The sequence below is a fragment of the Bradyrhizobium sp. 190 genome (assembly GCF_023073415.1).
Lineage (GTDB): Bacteria > Pseudomonadota > Alphaproteobacteria > Rhizobiales > Xanthobacteraceae > Bradyrhizobium.
In genome coordinates this window covers 53,708-72,753 of sequence record NZ_JADPJL010000023.1, presented here as the reverse complement: position 1 = coordinate 72,753, position 19,046 = coordinate 53,708, and the positions used below count along the sequence as shown (strand labels likewise).

Sequence of the window (19,046 nt, the reverse complement as noted above, 5' to 3'; positions counted from 1 at the left end):
GATGCTTGATCCTGGCAAATCCGTCAAGAAATCAAAGCTCACCAAACCGACACCGACGGCGCCCGTCGCGCTGATCGCAGGCGGCATCGCATTCGGATTCGTGTTCGGATTCCTGCTGCAAAAGGGCGGCGTCGGCACCTACCACATTCTCATCGGTCAGCTCTTGTTTCAGGACTGGACCGTTGTGAAGATCATGCTGACGGCTATCGTCGTGGGCATGATCGGCATTTTTACTCTGCATCACTTCGCGAAGGTCAACCTTCATACCAAGCCAACGAAACTTGCTCCGAACATCATCGGAGGCCTACTCTTTGGGTTTGGATTCGCGCTTATCGGCTATTGTCCCGGCACGGCCGCCGCTGCCGTTGGCCAGGGAAGCTGGGACGCTCTTTTTGGCATGGCCGGACTCGTGGCTGGATCGTGGCTCTATGCCGAGATCTCCGGGACCCTGAAACAGACAGTCGAAAAATGGGGTAACCTCGGGAAGTTGACCTTGTATAACGTGCTGCCTGTCTCCAGGGGTGTGGTAGTCGTATCAGCCGCAGGTGTATTGGCCGGCTTTCTGGTTGTTCTTGAGACCTTGAGCGCGCGCTGAAGCAACTGGCGGAACGAACGGCCGGACCAAGACAATGTCGGACAGTGCTAACTAACATCTTTAATTTGATCTTGTAGACGGCGGACATCTTGCTCCTCGTTTGCCACGCTCCTACCGCTTTGGCGCAGAACATGATGGTGGGTCAGAGTTCTGGACTTTCCGCGTTCCAGATGGCGGTGTTGGCAATGGGCATCGCCACGCCCAGGGCGACTGGTCGGCGCTCGGCATTGAACGGCTGCTGGTCACGCCGTTGTCACGCTTCCGCCAGGGCACGCCGGTCCGTCTGGAGCAGGGCGTCCTTTTCACCACCTACGCCACGTTGCGATCCGACGCGCGACGAGAAGGTTTCGCGGGTCAAACAGGTCGTGGAATGGTTGGGCGCCGACTTCGACGGTGTCATTATCTTCGACGAGTCTCACGCGATGCAGAATGCCGCAGGCGGCAAGGGTGAACGCGGCGACCAGGCCGCGTCTCAGCAGGGCCGCGCGGGACTTCGCCTTCAGCATGCGCTGCCGAACGCGCGCATTGTCTACGTCTCGGCTACCCGCTATGCCCCCCGATAGCTGACCAATTTCCGCTTCGCAGCAATCGGACGCAAAGTACCAGAAGCAGGATCGTCTGATCAGTTCGCTGGCGCGGCCCTGTATAAGCCCTCGATCTCCAACCGGAGCAAGGTGAAGTCGATGGGCTTGGCCAGCCAAAGTCTTTCGAGGCGGCGCTTAGGACAGGCTGAAAGGTCTCGCTTTCCTCACGGCCGATTCGACCGCGGTTACTTCGTTATCCGTCGTGTTGGCGTCACAGTGCTGGTTGGCGCCATCGGAGAGATCGAGAACGTCAGCCACGTATTCCAGCCAGCCGGACGGTTCTCCGCGGCGAATTCACCGTATCCTTTCAGGTTCAGATAGCCTTGCATGTCGCCCACCGGAAACAGAAGGCCGACCTGAGGACCGACGCCGAGTACGCGGGATCGAAAACCGCCTAGCACAGGGTGCTGGCCGAAATCATCGGTGACCTGTTGATAGGCGTAGCCCACTAGGCCAATGAGAACCTGCTTGGACAGAAACTGGGAGGCGCCCCAATCGACGTGGAAGTCGATGCCGTTTTGGTACTGCGTATCCTGATTCTTGAAATTGTAGGTGAAGCCCGCAACAGCCGAAAACTCATGGCCGGCTTGCGGATTGAAGTAGGTGTATCCGCCGCCGGCATCGATCGCGGCGTGACCAATGCCGAGATTGGCGAGGCGGGTCGGGCTGTAAGCGCCGACCGGAATATCGCCCGTCACGTAAGTCATGAAATTGTGTACGCCGGCGTTCCACTTGAGCGTGGCCTGTGGGTAGAGGTCGCCGACCGAGGTGATCGAATCGCCGAAACTGCCCGTACGCGTCACTGCCAAAGGGCCAATGGCCGCGGTCAGCGTTCCGGCAAGATCCGCGCTCGACCTCCCGAACAATCCGGTTATGCCGATGGCGAACTGCCCGCCCAGCACCGGCGTGGCGAACGTGTAGGTGGGATTGAGCAGCACGAGATCCGCCTGCGCATTCAGACGGAGGTTCAGGTCGACGTTCACCGTGGCCGGGATTCTGCCGACGTGGATCTCCCTGGCAGCTGCGGTGCTGCCGAAGGCACTCACACTGGTGTGATAGTAAACCTCCGCCATCGACCAGCCGGGGACCTGAGGGGTCGCCGCAAGGCTGCTGAAGCGGCCGGGAAGCCAGTATGAAACGCCGCCTTCGTCGGCATAGACTGGCCCGGACATCGCACCGATCAGCGCAATGGCCGCGCTGAGACTTGAGCCAACGAGCCGGCGGCGGAACTCCTGTCTGGATGTATTTCGCGTCATTATTGCCCCCAATGGCTAGAGAGTTGGTGGCCCACCTGAGCTCGTTTCACGATCATGGGTCCGCCGCGATGGCTTCGATTCTTTGAATGGCGGCCACACAGCCGCTCGATGCTGCCGATTTATTCGTCAGCAAACATGCGGCGATCCGGCCCTCGCCCGGCACCGTCTTTCCACACACGCCGGTTATCTCGGACTTGCAGGCAATAACCGCATCCTTCAGGCTGTCCGCCGCAGCCTGCACGCTCGAAGCAGCGTCGCCCAGCTCGAACGCGCATTTGGGATCGATCTTGTCCTCATGCGCGTGCATGCAATAGATCATCCGTCCCTCTCCGGGCGTCACAGTACTGCAGTATGTTTTGATATCCTGGGCGCAGGCGCTCTCGAGCTTTGCTATTCTGGCGGTCAGTTTTTCCAGAACCTTTTTGCCGATATCCGTTTGCGCGGATGCGGGCCCGGCCAGGAGAACGGCCAACAATGACAACAATCCTGCTCTGTACAGCAAACGCAGTGTGGTTTTCATCGCACGTCCTCTAATGACTGACTTCGGACCAGCGGCTTCGTCAAAGTCGAAGGGTGGCTGATGGGTGCTGATCGCCGACATGCTCATTGTGCCAAAGCGAGCGTGAGATTTGAGACGCCGAGGGACAGATTGATTCCAACCGAGCCTTCGACCGAGAGCGGCTGCAGGGCGATCGAACGCCCCGTTCCGCCAAACAGGAGGTTGGCGCCGACGCCGACACCGACGCCGATCGCGCCGCTCACCCCGGTATATGCGCCGGCAAGGCCTCCTTGCATCGGCCCGGTCGTGGGCGCAAATACGCCCCACGCCATAACGCCGCCCGCCGTGATGCCGACATCAAGACCTATGGTGCCGAGAACGCCGACATAGGCCTCAGGCGGATACGGACCGCTGGGAGCGAAACGGCAGGCCATCCGTTGCCGGGATCCAAAGATCAAGCCGATCGAGGGCGCCATCTTGCAGGTAAGCGTACCCACGCTCGTTCCGGGCGGCTGCTGGGCGATTGCCGGGACGGCCAACACCGCGGCGATCGCCATGACCGCCAGCGCAATGAGATATCTCAACATGAGCTGATTCCCGCTTTCTGGAATATGCCGGCGCAGCAAATCTCATCGGCCGGCCCGGATCGCCGCTGCTGCGCGGTAGCTGTGAGGCCGTCAAAGGTATGCTGCATATGAACTCACCCAAACCAGGATCGACATGATCAGGCCGATGACGCCGGCGTTCTCCGAGAACACGGTTGCCGTGCCGGGCATACCGAGTCTCAGCCCGCTGCGGTCGATGTCCTGCGGGATGGAAATGACCGCCGGATAGGTCTTTGCGCCGCGGATCGAGCTTGCGCGCGCCAGCGTTCCGGAAACCGCGATCTGCCCCTCTCCCGTGCCCTGCGGGATTCCCGCGATCGTCGCATGGTAGATGCGGCCGGGATCATCGTCGAACACGAGCTTGACCTTCGCGCCGGGCTTGATGGTCCGGAACCCGTTGGGTGAGAACATCCCGAGGATCGTGATTTCATTGGTGAAGATGAATGACATCACGGCCTTCGCCTGTGTTGCCCGATCACCGGCGGACAGGGCCATGGCCGTGACATAGCCGTCGCCGGGCGCGCGAACGGTCGTCTGTTCGAGCTCCCATTTGCCATTGCCGAGCTGGGCCTGGATCTGGGCCACGGTGGTGTTGACGCCGCCGATTTCGGCATCCATGGCGAGCTTGGCGCTTTGCTGCGCCGCCTTGGCTGCGATCAACTGCGCGCTGACGGTCTCAACCTGGACCTGTGTATCCTGCTCGCGGAACAGGGTTTGAGCTCCTTCACCGGTCAGCCTTTGAATGTCGGCGAGCCGCTTTGTGTTGAAGTCGAGCTGCTTGCTCAGCCCTTCGGCATTGGCGCTCGCCTGCTCGTAACTGGCCCTGAGCTGCAGGACCTGCTGTTTGGCCCCAGCTAGCGAAGCCTCGAGTTGATCAACCTTGTACTGGAACGGTGTCGGGTCGATGCGGAACAATGTCGTCCCCGCCTTCACCGGGACGTTGGGACGAACCGGAATCACGGTCACCTGGCCGGAGATGTTGGGCGCGACCTCGGCCACTCGCGAGCCCACGACAAAACTGCCCGACGGCGTCAGGTAATTGAACATCGCCAGGAACACCGAGAGGATGAAGGCGCCGATCAACACCGCAACGGTGCCGGAAGCCCAACCCCATCTCAGGAGTTTGAGCCTGGAGAAGATGAGCCATACCAGCATCAAGTAGAGCGTCAAAATAATCAGCAAGAATGAACTCCTGGATCGAAATTGCCTGCATCAGACCTCACTAACGGCGAAATTCGATCACTGCTTCATTCTAATGCCCTTCTCAGCTCTGTACTCCTTGAAGACCACGTCAATGGCTTCGATAATCTTCTTGCCGGGATTTTCCTTGCAGTGGACGATGACCTCGTGCTCCAGCGATTTAGCGCGATTCACCTCCATCAAGTGCTTTTGGGCGAGACCGTTGTACCATCCGCTGTACCAGGTAGTAAGATAATCAGCGTCCTCCTGAAAGGTGTTTGCCAGTTGAGCGCAGGTCAGCTTCTGGACGTCGAGATAGCCGTTGCGATCCGCATAGGTTTTGAGCTCCACCTGGGCAAACGCCGGAGCCGCTAGAATAATAGCTATTGCGTTCACGATCAGTTTCTCTGGGCGCATCATCTTTCCCTTGCGTAGCGGCCAATTCAAAAGCCCGGTCGGTTACTGACAGGGAGCGCGACGACGCCGCGCTCCCGCGAAGCTTCAGCGGCAAACCGTAGCGATTCGCCCATAGACGTCCACTACCTGCCTGCAGGCGGGCGCGACCACCACCGGCGCCGCCACGACCGCTGCACCAGCCGCAACCGCCCCTACCGCCACGGCCCGGCGCGTAGTCCGCCTGGCGACCCCGGCATAACTCATCGGCGTCAGCGGGCGCCCGATCCGGGCTTCGGCGGACGAAAGCAGCGATGATTGCGGATCCAGCGGCAATTGCCCGTTCCACAACAAGGCTGCTCCGCAAAGAATGGTCGCTATCGACAAATGGAAGAACGTTTTCGGCATCTCGGTCATTTCTTTGCTCCTGTCTTCGCAATGCCCTGCGGCACTTCATCGATGTCACCGAGATCGCCGAGCGAGATCTTCTTGGCGGATGTATCCGGCTTGAACGCAAAGGCATCCGCCGGCAGGCCTGTCTTCCAATCCTTGATGCGCAGCGTGTATTGCGGCGCCTCGCCGATGCCCTTGCTGGTAATCACGTATTTGCGCGGGATCGGCTTGGCGCCGGACTCGATCCATATCTGCCAGTCGGTTTCCGTGTTACGGAACGCCAAATGATCGCATTCGACGCCATCGATGACGCCCTTGCCGATCACAGCGCCTTCGATAACGTCGGCCATCATGACGTCATAGACGTTGGGAAGCAGCAGATCGGCACCCGGAGCGACGACGCCGTGCTTGTCACGCAATATGTCGATCAGTTGATCGGCCGTCCCGGGGGCATCGATCTGGGCATAATCCTTGCTGTCCTTGTTGTTCACGGTGAGGATCTTGCCGTCGAACACGATCTCGATGTCACGGTATCCGCCCGTGCGGCTGGCGCGAAGCTTGTCAGGACGGCTCAGCTGCACCTGGCCCGAACTCGTGAACTGGATTTTCTGCAGGCTGGATGTAATCACCTCGATATCGGAGTCGAACGTGACCGACACCGTGTTCTGGCTCGCAACGTAGTCCGACATCGCCTTAAGAATCTTTTCGGCGTCGCCGCCTTGCGCCCGAGCCTCGGGCATGAGCGAAATGCCCATAGTCAAGATCGTGCTGACCAAAATCGGCCATCGGGCCACTCGGCCGATCGAGTTGTCTGCTGCGTCCTGCTTCTTCATCGCCTTTCCCTTTGTTTGTTCAGCGGCCAAATCGCTTTCAGATCGCGTATCGGCCGAATTTTCTTGCCCGATACGCTCCATGTGACCGCTCGAAAGCGTGACTATGGATCGATATGGCCTCAGCGTACCAGTTCGAGCTCGCTCAGCCGCCAGGTTTTTTCGAAGAACGGCGGCAGCGGGCTGTAGAGGCGCAAGACGGTAAACCAGCCTTTCTTCGGATCGGTCTGAATCCAGTTGCCGCGCTTCACTCCGGCAGGCTGGGTTGGCCCGAAGTAGATTGTCGTTGAGCCGTCGGCGTTTGGTTCGGCGGCCGGCGATGGATAGCTCTGGCTGCCGGCTCGCGGGTAACGCTGCGGCGTGTCGAGCATCGAGCGCGTCATGTTGTCGTAAACGGTGAACGACCAGAAGTTCTCTTCCGGAATGCCCTTGGGCAGGGTGACCTTGTAGGTCTTGGCGCCATCGAGGTACTGCTTGTCCGCGTCCAGCGTGGTCCAGAGATAGGTCGAGCCAATGCCGGGGAGGCGCATGGCCATCGCAGGCGTGATGCCGGTAACGGCGTAGAAGAAGTTGCTGCGCGCGTCCATCGTCCGGTAGCCCGTTTCCGGGAAGGGCTTGACGCCCTCACGTGTGATCATCGGGATTGGCGTCTCAAACTCGTACCCGGTCTCGAACAGGTAGTTCACCCAGCTCGAGCCCGGGTAGTAGAACCAGCTCGGGTCGCGCGTGAACATGACCAGGCTCCGCGACGTGGCGTTGGCGACCGCGAGCGCTTCGGTCATGATCTTCTTCATTCGCGCATCGGGTGCGAACGGCTTGCCCTTGACGATGCCGATGGCGGCGATCGGTCCCATCAGCTCGGGATCGAGCGAAGTGGCTGGCTCGCTTTGCACTACTTCGTTCAGCATCTCGAAATAGGTCCAATCGGTGGGCGGAATGGTGTTCATCACCTTGCCGCTGCCTTCGTGGAACACGGTCGGTGGCGGCGGCGTGACCCGCCCGAGCTTGGCTTTGCCCGCCAGGAATTCGGCAATCGGCGTGCCGACGCCGCCGGGCTCGTATGGGTAGACCTTGGTGAACTTTCGGATTGTCTCGACCGCGGGTTTCGGATCGCTCTTGTTCTCGAGGAACGACCGGCCGAACCACACGATGGAGTTGGTGCGGGCGCGCGCGACAAAGAACCCGCCTTCCGGCAACGTACCCTCGTAATCCGGCGGAACGATCAGATACTTGCCGCCCTCGCCGCGGTCGGGACCGGGGGCGCCAATATCTGTGACCCAGCGGAACCAGGCATCCTGCACGGCGCCAAGAAACTTGGGCGGGGTCTCCAGCACCACCGGCCCCTTGGTAAGATCGAGAAAGCCCATGACGTAGATCGTGTCGGCGTTGGCCGTCAGAAATAGCGATTTGGCATCCATTAGCTCCGAGAAGACGAGGACTTCATTGGCCTTGACCCCGATATCCATCATGCCCTTACGCAGGGCATGGATGCTGACGCCTCGCATGTTGTCCATGAAGGCGCGAAATGCGTATGTGTAGTCGAGATTATCGAAGACTTTCTCGCGGGTCGCTTTGCTTGGGGCGCCGTCCTTGAATTCGAGCGGTCCAAGGCGAGACTCGACCCGGTCCGGCGTGGTGAGCGAGGGGGGGATTGGTGTCTGAGCCGCCGCGATGCCGGGGCATGCCAGCGTCGCCAAAGTCAGGGCCGGTACGAGATAGCTAGCGAAAAAATTTCTCATCGTCGCCTCACTGAATAATTGTGCTGGAATAATCTTTCTCAGTAGCAAGGTGGATAGGGATACGCCCCGCAGGGCGGGCGATAATAGGCGGGCGGCGGATAGCCGTAAGCGCCGTAGGCCGCGGCTCCGATGGCCGCCGCTCCCGCAGCGACTGCGGCGCCGCGGTAGAACGCCCCTCGCCAGGCCGTCCGTCGTGCAACACCTGCGAACGACAGTGGCGTGAACGGCCGCCCGATGATGTCGATGAAAACCGATGCAGGCCCGTCGGCTCCCGCAAGGTCGCCTTCCAGGACGGTGACGTCGAAAGTCAGCTTGTCAGCCTCCAGTTTAGGAGACTTCAATACGACCACAGCATCGAGAACGGCTGAACCGTCTTTCTTGAAGCCCGAGATCGTGGCGTTGGGCGGATCCTGGGCAAAATTGTCGCTTCCACTGCCCCAATCCTCCACGATGCGAGTTGTTAGATCATGACCCGCAGCCCGGACGGGACGATCCGCAAATACGATGGCGTTGGGAGAAACGCCGGTCAGCACAAGCTTGCCGTCCTTCAGGCTTGCGCCCCTCGAATTGAGAACGAATAGCGATGGAACGACTTCCGGCTTTGCCTGCCCGATAGATTTTTCCAATGGAACGTGGGGTTTGGTCTCGGCCGTCGATTGCGCAAGAAGGCGTTCGGGAGCGCCGAGCAAGCCGGCTGCCGAAATGGCGAGGAGAGCGGTTCGAAGAATCGTCATTTTTTCCCCTATCGATGTGTCGGAGATCGTATGGCGGCAAAACCTTGCCGACGTCGGAGCTCGCAATGCTGCCGTCTCGCTGCACTCAATTCACGTCAGTTCCCCGTCGTGAAATGTTGGCAGAGAATCACCACTGAGGCGAAAACGACCTCACAGTCCTCAGCTGATTCGAGGTTCATACGCGGCCCCCTCTAACCCGTCTTGTCATTTCGCGACAGGAGCAAGTCAGATCGCGTGGGAGCCGAATCCGTTCTCCTTCCTTGCGTAGCTGCCGGAATTGCGAGGGTGTAACGCCCGTCCAACCGCGGAAGGCCCGAGTAAAATTCGACGGATCCGCGTAACCAAGTTCATAGGCAATATCGATCAGCCGCCGGCCGGGGTCGTTCATAAGCCGGAACGCCGTTTCAAGGCGGAGACTCGCGAGGACTTCTGAATACTCCTCATGAGCCTGCGAAAGACGCCGCTGCAGCGTCCGGGGTTTTATCCCGATCGCATTCGCGACCTGAGAAAGTTCGCATTTTCCTTGTTTCATCAGGGCCGCAATCACTTGTCGGATCGAGCCGACGAAATCGGTCGCAGGTGCCGACGCCTCGAAATTCTTCGGATCAAACTCGCAGCAGCGGGCGGCGTCATCCTGGAAACGATAGGAGAGTGTCATGAACTCCTGCGGAAAGGCGAAACCACAGAATTTCGAGTGTCTTACCTCTGCGCCGTCGAACACCTCCGTCATCGGAGCGGCGTCAAGGAGCGGATTTATAGAGAGGACTTCTTTGGGCTGCCAGTTCGGCCCGGCTGCGAGTCTTACGAGGTCTCGCAACAGCAGGAGCGCGCATTGTTGTCCATGGCGGCTGCCGGCACCCGTCTTTCGGACGTAGGCGTGGCAGATGTAAATTTTGCCATCGGACCGATACCACCAGATTCGTTCAGCCGAACTGTAAAGAGCAAAGCTGGAGCGAAGCTTGCCGAGCGCATCATGCAAGGTCAGCGACCTGAGCAAGCTGCGACCGAATGCGCCAAGAGCCGCTACGCGCGCGTGCTCGCCGACAACAAAACCAAAATCAGAAAGCCCGGCCAATTGAGCTCCCTTGTCCAGAAAGGCATGCGCCAAATGGACAGGGATCAAAGTCTCGTGATCCTCGCGCGCGATAGCAGTGACCAACTCCTTGTCAAGGAAGCGCTCGAATGATGCGCCGATGTTCTCCAGGAAGTGTATAAAGGGAAAATAAGCACTGGCGCGGGCCTGAGGTGTGGCGATCACGACCGATGGCTCCATTCCAGTCTTAAAAATGCTGCTACGTGCCCCAGCCGACAGCTTTAGTTTACACAACCTTTGGAAGTTGTGCACTCGCTAAAATAGTGCACGATGAAATTTGCCTGTCGCAAAACTGGCATACAATGTACCTCGGCGCATGATTTGAAAAATCGGCCTGAATGGGCCGACGTGCCCCCCGGCTTAGGGGTCAATATTGCAGGCCGAATGACACCCTAGAGCACGCGAGCAGATGTTCGGCGCAACGCACTTACTTTCTCTAGTCATCCGCTATATCGCCGCAACTTGCCGTCGCGCGTAGAGGCCGAGCCAGAACGACAAATATGAGGTCCGCTCATCCGGTATCGCAAAGGCGGACATCGTCGCGCAAGGTGGCGTGTCCCCGTGCTTTGGAGCACCGACGCGATATCAGTCGCCGCTTGCGTGCGGTCTTCGGCGCGCGGGCATCATCTTCATAGCTCAGCGCCGCAGCGGCCATGAATAATGGTCTGCGCCGCAACGCCGCACCGACCTCGCGTATCGACCGAGCCCGGTAAAAAATGAGCCGTTAGGGATTCGACTTGCTGTGCACTGTTCGAAAGCCGACATGCGTGGCCGCCAGATCGTTTTCCTGCGGCTGTCTTGCGGCAGGGCGAAAGCGAGAACAATAGTTCATGGAACATAAATGTGAGCCGCCCTTGATGACACGGCTCGGCGTTTGCCCTGGCGCAATGCGAAGGCTGACGAACTCCGGCCCCTTCGGATTGGTTGCCGCCGCTTTCGCATGACCTGACACGTACCAGTCGCTGGTCCATTCCCAGACGTTGCCGATCATGTCGTAGAGGCCATAGCCATTTGGAGCAAAACACCCCACGGGAGCCGTTTCGAGGTAGCCGTCATCCTTCGTATTCAGCACCGGGAAGATACCCTGCCAGGTATTGGCAATGGGCTTGCCTTCGGAATCGAAGGCGCTGCTCCAGTCATCTTCGCCTTCGCGATCGCCCCGCGCCGCGAACTCCCACTGCCCTTCCGTCGGCAAGCTGCGGCCGAGCCATTTCGCATAAGCAAGGGCGTCGTCGTAGGCGACGTTGACCACTGGATGATTTTCCTTTCCCGCAATCGAACTCCCAGGACCGCGCGGCTGACGCCAGTTTGCACCTGCGATGTATTGCCACCATCGGCCGTCTTCGCCCCTCGCGCCCTTCGGAGGCACAAACGCGACAGAGCCGGGAACGAGCATTTCCTTGGGCCAATCGGGGTGGGTCTTGGGATCGATCGGACGCTCGGCCACCGTCACATAGTCCGTGGCCTCGACGAATTTCTTGAATTGCGCGTTCGTTACCTCATGGCGGTCGATCCAAAAGCCTTCCATTCGAACAACATGTGTGAACCGTTCCTCGGGTTGATGACGTTCCGAGCCCATCGCAAAAGTGCCGGCAGGAATGAATTTCATTCCTGCGGTCTCGCCATCTTCGGAAGGGACTCCGGAATAAGCGGCGCAGCTTCCGACTTCGAGTCTTGACTCGTTCTTGTTTGCGAGGCCGGTCGCCGATACGCCAATAAGCGCACTGGCAAACACTGCACCTGCCCCCACTGAAGCGCTCACGAATCGGCGGAAAGGGGCCATAAGCAGTTCTCCTGTGTAGCGACCGGATGCGCGCAGTGTCCCATGCAGGTGTTCGCGACCGAGATTCCGCTCATGCCGATCAGTTCCGCGCTCTATGCAAATCGGGCACCGTTAGATCACAGGATATACATCCGTTTGGCTTCGTTAAGAGCCGCGGTACAGCCTGTTCGGTCACCTTTGGCGTCAAGCCGTTTAGCGCGGGCCATAGTCGCGGCGAATTTCGATTTCAGACGCCCCTCTTCCCGTTTTGTGGAAGCTTCCGTTGGCTGACGGTCCAGTTGCGCCGCTATCGACTGTTGCGCCGTTAATCCTGCCATCGGATTTCCTGCAGATTCGCGAATAGCTTTTTCGAATTGTGCAATAGCAGCGGTACAAGGGCCTGCATGCGCACCGGTTGAGTTCAAGCCAAGAAAAGCACCAACAATCAAAGCAGATGCTACTCGAAGTTTCGACACATGAAAATTGGTCATTTAATACGGTGCCTGATTGGACTCAGTGCGATTAGACGCGCGGACCGTAGGCAAACTACGGTCCGCGCAGTTTCACGTTCGGGGCTGGATCAGTCTCTCTTCGCCTTTTCATTCATCGCCGCCTCGAGCCTTTTGATGTCTGCGGGCGACAGTTGCGGGCGGTCCACCTTGATCGTCAGCTTGTGGAGCTTGGCGGTCAGCGGGAACGGTGGCTTGTAGTCTGCGTCGTTGACGCCGGTCAGCGTGTCAGAGCCAACATCAAAGCTCTCGTCCCACTGCAGAATCATCGGCAGCGTCTTCGGCATCCGCTTCGTGACGACCTCCTTACCGTCCACCTTCAGCGTGCCGGTGCCAGGCTGGGCGAGGCCGCTGAAGTTGTTGTACTGAAGCGTACCGACGCCGATGCCCTCGTACTTGAAGTCAAATTCGACCGTCTGGCGGCCCGGCGGCAGCGCCTCCGCGCCTTCCCACCTGATCCGTTCAAGGTCAATCATGTTCCATAGGAACACCGGCTTGCCCTGCAGCAAATAGAAGCCATAGCCGGCAAAGCGCCCACCCGAAGTCAGGATAACGCCCTCGGCGCCGCCGGCTGGCACCTCGATATCCGCGGTGATCGTGTAGGAGGTATTCAGCAGCAGCGGCGAGTCGCCCTGCGGCAATCCGGTCATTGGCCGCGTGTAGACGAACTCCGAACGCCCGGCGGTGATGTTCGGGCGCGGCGCGATCACTCGTGCTGCTACCGATGCATCCATCGGAAAGACCTGGTACTTCTTGGCCTCGGCGATGAACATCTGCTTCATCTCCTTGACCTTCTGGGGGTTCTTGGCCGCAAGATCCTCGGTTTGGCTGAAATCCTCCTTCAGGTTGAAGAGCTGAAGTGTCTGGTTGTTCAGCGGATCGGGGTTGGCCGGTCCAAAGGCCTCCCAAGGTGCGCGATCGACCTTCGTGCTGAGGAACCAGCCGTCGTTATACAACGCCCACTGGCCCATCATCTCGAAGTACTGTGTCTTGTGCCGGGTCGGCGTCTTCGCATTGCTTGCCTCGAAAGTGTAGGCAAAGCTGGTGCCCTCGATCGGCGCCTGCTTGATACCGTCCACCATCTCTGGCGCACGAATGCCCGAGGCTTCGAGGACCGTGGGCAACACATCGATCACATGGACGAACTGCTCGCGCAGGCCGCCCTTGTCCTTGATCCGCGCCGGCCAGGACACCACCATGTTCTGGTTAATGCCGCCAAGCTGCGAGGCGTTCTGCTTGAACCAGGAGAACGGCGCGTCGAAAGCCCACGACCAGCCGGCCGACATGTGGTTGTATGTTTGCTCGGTACCCCACACGTCGTAGAACTTCGCAAGTTGGACATCGACTGGGACAGACACGCCGTTGAAGAAGGCCACTTCATTCGGCGTGCCGAGCGGGCCGCCTTCAGCGCTGGTGCCGTTGTCGCCGTTGATATAGATGATCAGTGTGTTGTCGAGCTTGCCTAGGTCCTCGAGGGCCTGAATCACGCGCCCGATCTCGTGGTCGCTGTAGGCTGCATAGGCCGCGAAGACCTCGACCTGGCGGATGTAGAGCTTCTTCTCGTCCGCGGTCAGTTGGTCCCATTCCTTCAAAACGTCCTTTGGCCATGGCGACAGCTTGGTGTCCTTCGGGATCACGCCGAGCCGCTTCTGGTTTTCGAAGATCCGCTCCCGCACCTTATTCCAGCCCTCGTCGAACAACTTCATCTTGCTGATCTTGTCTACCCACTCCTTCGTCGGGTGATGCGGCGCGTGCGTGGCGCCAGGCGCGTATTTGATGAAGATCGGCTTGCTCGGATCGGTCTGATGCATCCGCGTCGTCCAGTCGATGGCGTCGTCCGCCATCGCGGTGACCAGATTCCACGTCCCCGACTGCTTGCCCAGGAAGGGATAAATTTGCGTCGTGTTGCGGAAAAGGTTCGGCTCCCACTGGTTGGCGTCGCCGCCGACAAAGCCGTAGAAGTACTCGAAGCCCATGCCGGTCGGCCACTGATCAAAGGGCCCGACCTGGCTGGCTGCGAAGGCCGGCGTGTTGTGGTCCTTGCCGAACCATGACGTTGCGTAGCCGTTGTCGAGCAGTATGCGTCCAATCGTTGCCTTATCCTTGGCGATAATGCTGTTATAGCCGGGGAAGCCGGTCGACTGCTCCGAAATCACACCGAAGCCCGCCGAATGGTGGTTGCGCCCGGTAATCAGCGCCGCGCGCGTCGGTGAACATAGCGCGGTAGAGAAGACGCGGTTATAGCGCAGGCCCTCCTTCGCGATGCGATCCATTGCTGGTGTCGGGATGACGCCGCCGAAGGTGCTGGGCACGGCAAAACCCGCATCATCCGTGATGATCAGCAGCACGTTTGGCGCGCCTTTGGGCGGCACGATACGCGGCGGCCACCAAGGCCTCGACTGCAGGGCGCTGTCCTTTATCACGCCGCCGAACTTCGGATCGGGAGCCGGGAGTTGCTTTCCGCTAATGGTCGAGGTGGCGCTGGGTAAGCCCGGCGCACTTGCATTTTGCTGTTCTGCCAAGGCAGCGGACATCGTGACCGCGGACATTGCCGCGCAGCTAACAAGGAAGCAAAGTGAGACAGTAGCCAAACCCTTCGACATCTCAACCCCCGCTAAAAATGTTACAATTTAATAAATTGTCGCCACTTCCCTGCGCGTCGGATTGCCGGAAAGCAGATCCTCGCCGTTTGCGCGATGGACACTAGAGGAATTTTTTGTTCCCGGCTATTCCCAGAGCGGCGCATAAGAAAATACTTCGATGCGATTTGCACTCGAATTGCCGAAAGCGAATAATCAAGATTCAATTCAATCAGGTTACTGCTCGAATAGGTTACAAATTCTGACGTCTACTGAACTGCGCACGTCCATACCTGATAGAATGCTCGCGCCGCCAGCGAAGAAATTTCAGAAAGCGAAAAATCCAGTCAATGGTAAGACATCTCATTGCGCCGGTGTTGGCCGTTCCGGCCGTTGACGGCAAAGGTTACCAAACTTGAGAGCGCCTGTGCCGAGGACGTGAAGAAATATTGCGGAACGGTAACGTCCGGCGAAGGTCGTATCATTTACTGCATGCATGCTCACGAAGACAAGATTGACGCCAAGTGCGCGTTTGAGCTTGGGGAAACCGCAACAAGTGTTCAAACCGCGGCTGATGCTCTGAAAGATGCAGTGATTGCTTGCAACTCGTTAACCGCATGGCTCTCGACGTTGACTTTCAACTTCATGTTGAGCTCGAAATTGATTCCGCACCTCAAATTTTGGAGCGAGTGGGCCGGGGGCTCGGCTTTACAATTGCCCCACAATCAATCTTCAGGTCGGATTGGAAGAACTCAATCATGAGCATGCGGCGAATACCTCACAACCGGCTTGCTGGAGCAAGCCAACTGCTCGTTTACATAGCGCAACAATCTCAGGAGATGGGTTCGCATAGGCGCAGTTTCGCGGCGTAGCGCGACCGGCTCGGGATCGGACTGTCGACGACGATGTGGACCAAGCAGAAGTCCAGTGTCCTGCCCATGCCGATGACGTTCTGCGTCGCACCGCCGACGGACAAGGAACGATCCCGGGTATCGCCTTCGATATGTTCCGCAATCAGTGTCATCTGTCAGGACTCGTCAATCAGCGTTGCTTCTCAGCAAGCGGAATTGCGTGGGGGTCATCGCTCCCATGCTGCTGCGCGGCAGGCTGCTCGGGAGTGCCGGCCTCATCCAGGCTCTTCCGGAACCAGAGGGCGTAGAGGCCGGGCAGGTACAAGAGCGTCAGGAAGGTCGCGACGAACAAGCCGCCCATGATGGTGATCGCCATCGGGCCCCAGAAGGCCGAGCGGGACAGCGGGATCATGGCGAGGATGGCGGCGAGCGCAGTCAGCACCACCGGACGGGCGCGGCGGACGGTTGCCTCAACGATCGCCGCGCGCCTGGTGAGGCCGTGCGAAACATCGGTCTCGATCTGATCGACCAGGATGACCGTGTTGCGCATGATCATGCCGGCGAGCGCGATCAGGCCGAGCAGTGCCACGAAACCGAACGGGGCGTTGGCGACGTTGAGGCCGAGGGAAGCACCCACGATGCCGAGCGGTGCGGTGAGGAACACCAGGATCAGCCGCGAGAAGCTTTGCAGCTGGATCATCAGCAGGGTCAGCATCACCAGCACCATCAGCGGAAACAGCACGAAGATGGAGGCATTGCCCTTGGCGGATTCCTCGAACGCGCCGCCCGCCTCGATCCGGTAGGCCGCCGGCAGGCTGTCGCGGATCTCCTGCAGTTTTGGCGAGATCTGGCTGGTGACATCAGGCGCCTGCACGCCGTCGACGACGTCGCCGCGCACCGTGATCGCCATGTCGCGGTTGCGCCGCCAGATGATCGGCTCCTCATGGGAGTATTCGATCTTCGCGATCTGCGTCAACGGCACCGCGACGCCGTTGCGCGAGGTCACCGTGAGATCGCCGACCCGGCCGAGATCGAGCCGTTCGGACGGCACCGCGCGGGCTACCACGCCGACCTTCTCGATACCGTCGCGGATCGTCGTCACCTGCGCGCCCGAAATCAGCATCGCCAGCGCCTGCGACACGTCCTGCGGGGTCAGGCCAAGCGCGCGGGCGCGATCCTGGTCGACCGCCAGCTTGAGGTAGGGCGACTGCTCGTTCCAGTCGAGCTGCGGATCTATGACGTTGGGATTCTCCCTGACGACGTCGCGCACTCTGTAGGCGATGTCGCGCACCTCGTTGGGATCGGGCCCGATGACGCGGAACTGAACGGGAAAGCCGACCGGCGGACCGAAGTTGAAACGGTCGATGCGCACGCGCGCTTCCGACAACACACCCTCGCCCACCGCCTTCTCCAGGCGGGCCTTGATCCGCTCGCGCGCGTCGACGTCCTTGGAGACGATGACGATTTCGGCGAAGGCCTCGTTGGGCAGCTGCGGGTTGAGCCCGAGCCAGAACCGCGGCGAGCCCTGACCGACATAGGACGTGTAGGTCGCAATGTCCTTGTCGTCCTTCAGCAGCCCTTCGGCGGTTTTCACGGATTTTTCGGTGACGTTGAACGCGGTGCCCTCGGGCAGCCGCAGCTGCAGGAACAGTTCCGGCCGCTCCGACAGCGGGAAGAACTGCTGCTGCACCTGACCGAAACCAACGATGGAGAGCGCGAACACGGCCACCGTCGCCAGCACCACCTTGACCCGATGGTCGACGCACCACTGGATCATGCTGCGCAGGATCCGATAGAGACGGGTTTCGTACACCGCATGCGGATCGTGGTTGTGATGCACGGTGATGTTAGGCAGCAGCTTGACGCCGATATAGGGCGTGAAGATCACCGCGACGAACCATGACGCCACCAGCGCGATCGCCACGATCCAGAAAATGCCGCCGGCGTATTCGCCGACTGCCGAATTGGCAAAGCCGATGGGGAGGAAGCCAACGGCCGTGACCAGCGTTCCCGTGAGCATCGGAAACGCGGTTGATTCCCAGGCAAAGGCCGCCGCGCGCATGCGGTCCCAGCCCTGTTCCATTTTCACCACCATCATTTCCACCGCGATGATGGCGTCGTCGACCAACAGCCCGAGCGCGATGATCAGGGCGCCGAGCGTAATCCGATGCAGGTCGATCGACATCGCATTCATCACGATGAACACGATCGCCAGCACCAACGGCACCGACAGCGCCACCACGATGCCGGTGCGCCAACCCAGTGCGACGAAGCTGACAAACAGCACGATCGCCAGCGCCTCGATGAAGGAGTGTACGAACTCGCCAACGGCGCGCTCGACCACCTTGGGCTGATCGGCGATCTGCTCGACCTGGATGCCCTGCGGCACCGCCTTCATGAATTCATTGGTGGCGTTCTCGACCTCCTTGCCGAGCTCCAGGATGTTGGCGCCCTTGGCGGTGACCACGCCGATACCGAGCGCGGGCTTGCCTTCCTGCCGCGCCACGAAGGTCGGCGGATCGACGAAACCGCGGGTGACAGTGGCGATATCGCCCAAGCGAAATACCCGGCCGTTGCTTTCGACCGGCGTCTCGGCGACGGCCTTGACGCCGTCGAGCGCGCCGGTGACGCGCAGCGGCACGCGCTGCGAGGAGGTCTCCACCGTGCCGGCCGGCACCACGTTGTTCTGCTTGGCGAGCGAATCGAACAGCGCCTGCGGCGTAATGCCAAGTGTTGCCAGCTTCGCGTGGGAAAATTCGACGAAGATGCGCTCGTCCTGGGTGCCGTAAAGATTGACCTTGGTGACGCCGGTGACCTTCAGCAGGCGCTGGCGAAAACCCTCCGAGACCTTCTTGAGCTGGGCGTAGTCGGCGCCGTCGCCGGTCATCATGTAGAGGATGGAGTCGACGTCGGAGAACTCGTCATTGACGACTGGCCCGAGGATGCCCGACGGCAGCTGGCCCTGTACGTCGATCACCTTCTTGCGCAGCAGATAGAAGAGATGGGGCACGTCCTTCGGCGGCGTATCGTCGCGGAAGGTCACCTGGAGCGCGGCGAAGCCGGGCTTGGAATAGGTCTGCACCTTCTCGAAATAGGGCAGCTCCTGGATCTTCTTCTCGATGGGATCCGCGACCTGGGCCTGCATCTCCTGCGCGGTCGCGCCCGGCCACAGCACGGAGACGTTGACCACCTTCACCGTGAAGAATGGATCCTCGGCCCGGCCGAGCTTCTCATAGGAGAAGAAGCCGGCGACGCCGAGCATCAGCATCAGGAACAGGACCAGCGTCGGATGGCTGACGGCCCAGGCCGAAAGGTTGAAGCGCTTCATCGCTCTCTCCGAAAGACGATCCAGTTACAAAAAACGACAGCCGCTCTGTTCAAACCGTCGTCGCGAGGCAGCGAAGCAACCCAGGGGGCTGGGCAGATTCTGGATCGCTTCGCCGCT

The 19,046-nt window shown here is 59.8% G+C and carries 18 protein-coding genes and 1 pseudogene; 4 read left to right on the top strand and 15 right to left on the bottom strand.

The genetic code is table 11. The features are described from left to right. The first annotated feature begins 1 nt into the window (after window position 1). Both IVB22_RS15300 and IVB22_RS15295 read left to right on the top strand, forming a co-directional pair. Window positions 2–595, top strand: a complete 594-nt coding sequence (locus tag IVB22_RS15300; RefSeq protein WP_247518151.1) for a YeeE/YedE thiosulfate transporter family protein — start codon at window positions 2–4, stop codon at window positions 593–595. A 199-nt stretch (window positions 596–794) separates the two neighbouring features. After that, window positions 795–1,140 (top strand): annotated as a pseudogene (locus IVB22_RS15295) (strawberry notch-like NTP hydrolase domain-containing protein); the annotation flags it as partial. Window positions 1,141–1,364: 224 nt separating this feature from the next. Here the strand turns inward: IVB22_RS15295 and IVB22_RS15290 are convergent. The 7 genes from IVB22_RS15290 to IVB22_RS15260 all read right to left on the bottom strand — a co-directional run bounded on the left by IVB22_RS15290 (window position 1,365) and on the right by IVB22_RS15260 (window position 6,244). Further along, entirely contained in the window at window positions 1,365–2,435 is a 1,071-nt protein-coding gene (locus IVB22_RS15290; RefSeq protein WP_247518150.1) for a transporter, read from the bottom strand. Between the two features lie 52 nt (window positions 2,436–2,487). Continuing rightward, entirely contained in the window at window positions 2,488–2,955 is a 468-nt protein-coding gene (locus tag IVB22_RS15285; protein WP_247518149.1) for a cysteine rich repeat-containing protein, read from the bottom strand. A gap of 83 nt (window positions 2,956–3,038) precedes the next feature. Then, entirely contained in the window at window positions 3,039–3,521 is a 483-nt protein-coding gene (locus IVB22_RS15280; protein WP_247518148.1) for a DUF992 domain-containing protein, read from the bottom strand. A 90-nt stretch (window positions 3,522–3,611) separates the two neighbouring features. Then, window positions 3,612–4,721, bottom strand: a complete 1,110-nt coding sequence (locus IVB22_RS15275; protein ID WP_247518147.1) for an HlyD family secretion protein — start codon at window positions 4,719–4,721, stop codon at window positions 3,612–3,614. Window positions 4,722–4,778: 57 nt separating this feature from the next. Continuing rightward, window positions 4,779–5,135, bottom strand: a complete 357-nt coding sequence (locus IVB22_RS15270; protein WP_247518146.1) for an HdeA/HdeB family chaperone — start codon at window positions 5,133–5,135, stop codon at window positions 4,779–4,781. A gap of 84 nt (window positions 5,136–5,219) precedes the next feature. After that, a complete protein-coding gene (locus IVB22_RS15265; RefSeq protein WP_374207535.1) occupies window positions 5,220–5,528 on the bottom strand; it encodes a hypothetical protein in 309 nt (102 codons plus the stop codon). After that, window positions 5,525–6,244 (bottom strand): DUF2092 domain-containing protein, encoded by a 720-nt coding sequence (locus IVB22_RS15260; protein WP_247518145.1) that lies wholly within the window; start codon window positions 6,242–6,244, stop codon window positions 5,525–5,527. Before IVB22_RS15260 ends, IVB22_RS15265 begins: the two co-directional genes overlap by 4 nt. Here IVB22_RS15260 and IVB22_RS15255 point away from each other — a divergent pair. Next, entirely contained in the window at window positions 6,243–6,422 is a 180-nt protein-coding gene (locus tag IVB22_RS15255) for a hypothetical protein (RefSeq protein ID WP_247518144.1), read from the top strand. The two genes, IVB22_RS15260 and IVB22_RS15255, sit on opposite strands and share 2 nt — an antisense overlap. Window positions 6,423–6,456: 34 nt before the next feature. Here the strand turns inward: IVB22_RS15255 and IVB22_RS15250 are convergent, their stop codons facing one another. From IVB22_RS15250 to IVB22_RS15225, 6 genes are all read right to left on the bottom strand, one after another. Next, complete coding sequence (locus IVB22_RS15250) at window positions 6,457–8,073, bottom strand: DUF1254 domain-containing protein (protein ID WP_247518143.1); 1,617 nt, start codon at window positions 8,071–8,073, stop codon at window positions 6,457–6,459. Window positions 8,074–8,111: 38 nt separating this feature from the next. Further along, the gene (locus IVB22_RS15245; RefSeq protein WP_247518142.1) at window positions 8,112–8,807 is read right to left on the bottom strand and encodes a hypothetical protein; all 696 of its coding nucleotides are present in this window, start codon (window positions 8,805–8,807) and stop codon (window positions 8,112–8,114) included. A 175-nt stretch (window positions 8,808–8,982) separates the two neighbouring features. Further along, on the bottom strand, window positions 8,983–10,065 hold the full coding sequence (locus IVB22_RS15240) for a helix-turn-helix transcriptional regulator (protein WP_247518141.1): 1,083 nt from the start codon (window positions 10,063–10,065) through the stop codon (window positions 8,983–8,985). A 559-nt stretch (window positions 10,066–10,624) separates the two neighbouring features. Next, entirely contained in the window at window positions 10,625–11,509 is an 885-nt protein-coding gene (locus IVB22_RS15235) for a formylglycine-generating enzyme family protein (protein WP_247518140.1), read from the bottom strand. A gap of 290 nt (window positions 11,510–11,799) precedes the next feature. Beyond that, window positions 11,800–12,153, bottom strand: a complete 354-nt coding sequence (locus IVB22_RS15230) for a hypothetical protein (protein ID WP_247518139.1) — start codon at window positions 12,151–12,153, stop codon at window positions 11,800–11,802. Window positions 12,154–12,242: 89 nt separating this feature from the next. Next, entirely contained in the window at window positions 12,243–14,705 is a 2,463-nt protein-coding gene (locus IVB22_RS15225) for an arylsulfatase (protein WP_247518138.1), read from the bottom strand. A 411-nt stretch (window positions 14,706–15,116) separates the two neighbouring features. Between IVB22_RS15225 and IVB22_RS41925 the strand changes: the two genes are divergently transcribed. Beyond that, entirely contained in the window at window positions 15,117–15,512 is a 396-nt protein-coding gene (locus IVB22_RS41925; RefSeq protein WP_374207534.1) for a cysteine rich repeat-containing protein, read from the top strand. A 70-nt stretch (window positions 15,513–15,582) separates the two neighbouring features. Here the strand turns inward: IVB22_RS41925 and IVB22_RS15220 are convergent, their stop codons facing one another. Then, on the bottom strand, window positions 15,583–15,774 hold the full coding sequence (locus IVB22_RS15220; protein ID WP_247518137.1) for a hypothetical protein: 192 nt from the start codon (window positions 15,772–15,774) through the stop codon (window positions 15,583–15,585). A gap of 17 nt (window positions 15,775–15,791) precedes the next feature. After that, complete coding sequence (locus tag IVB22_RS15215) at window positions 15,792–18,929, bottom strand: efflux RND transporter permease subunit (protein ID WP_247518136.1); 3,138 nt, start codon at window positions 18,927–18,929, stop codon at window positions 15,792–15,794. Window positions 18,930–19,046 lie beyond the last annotated feature (117 nt).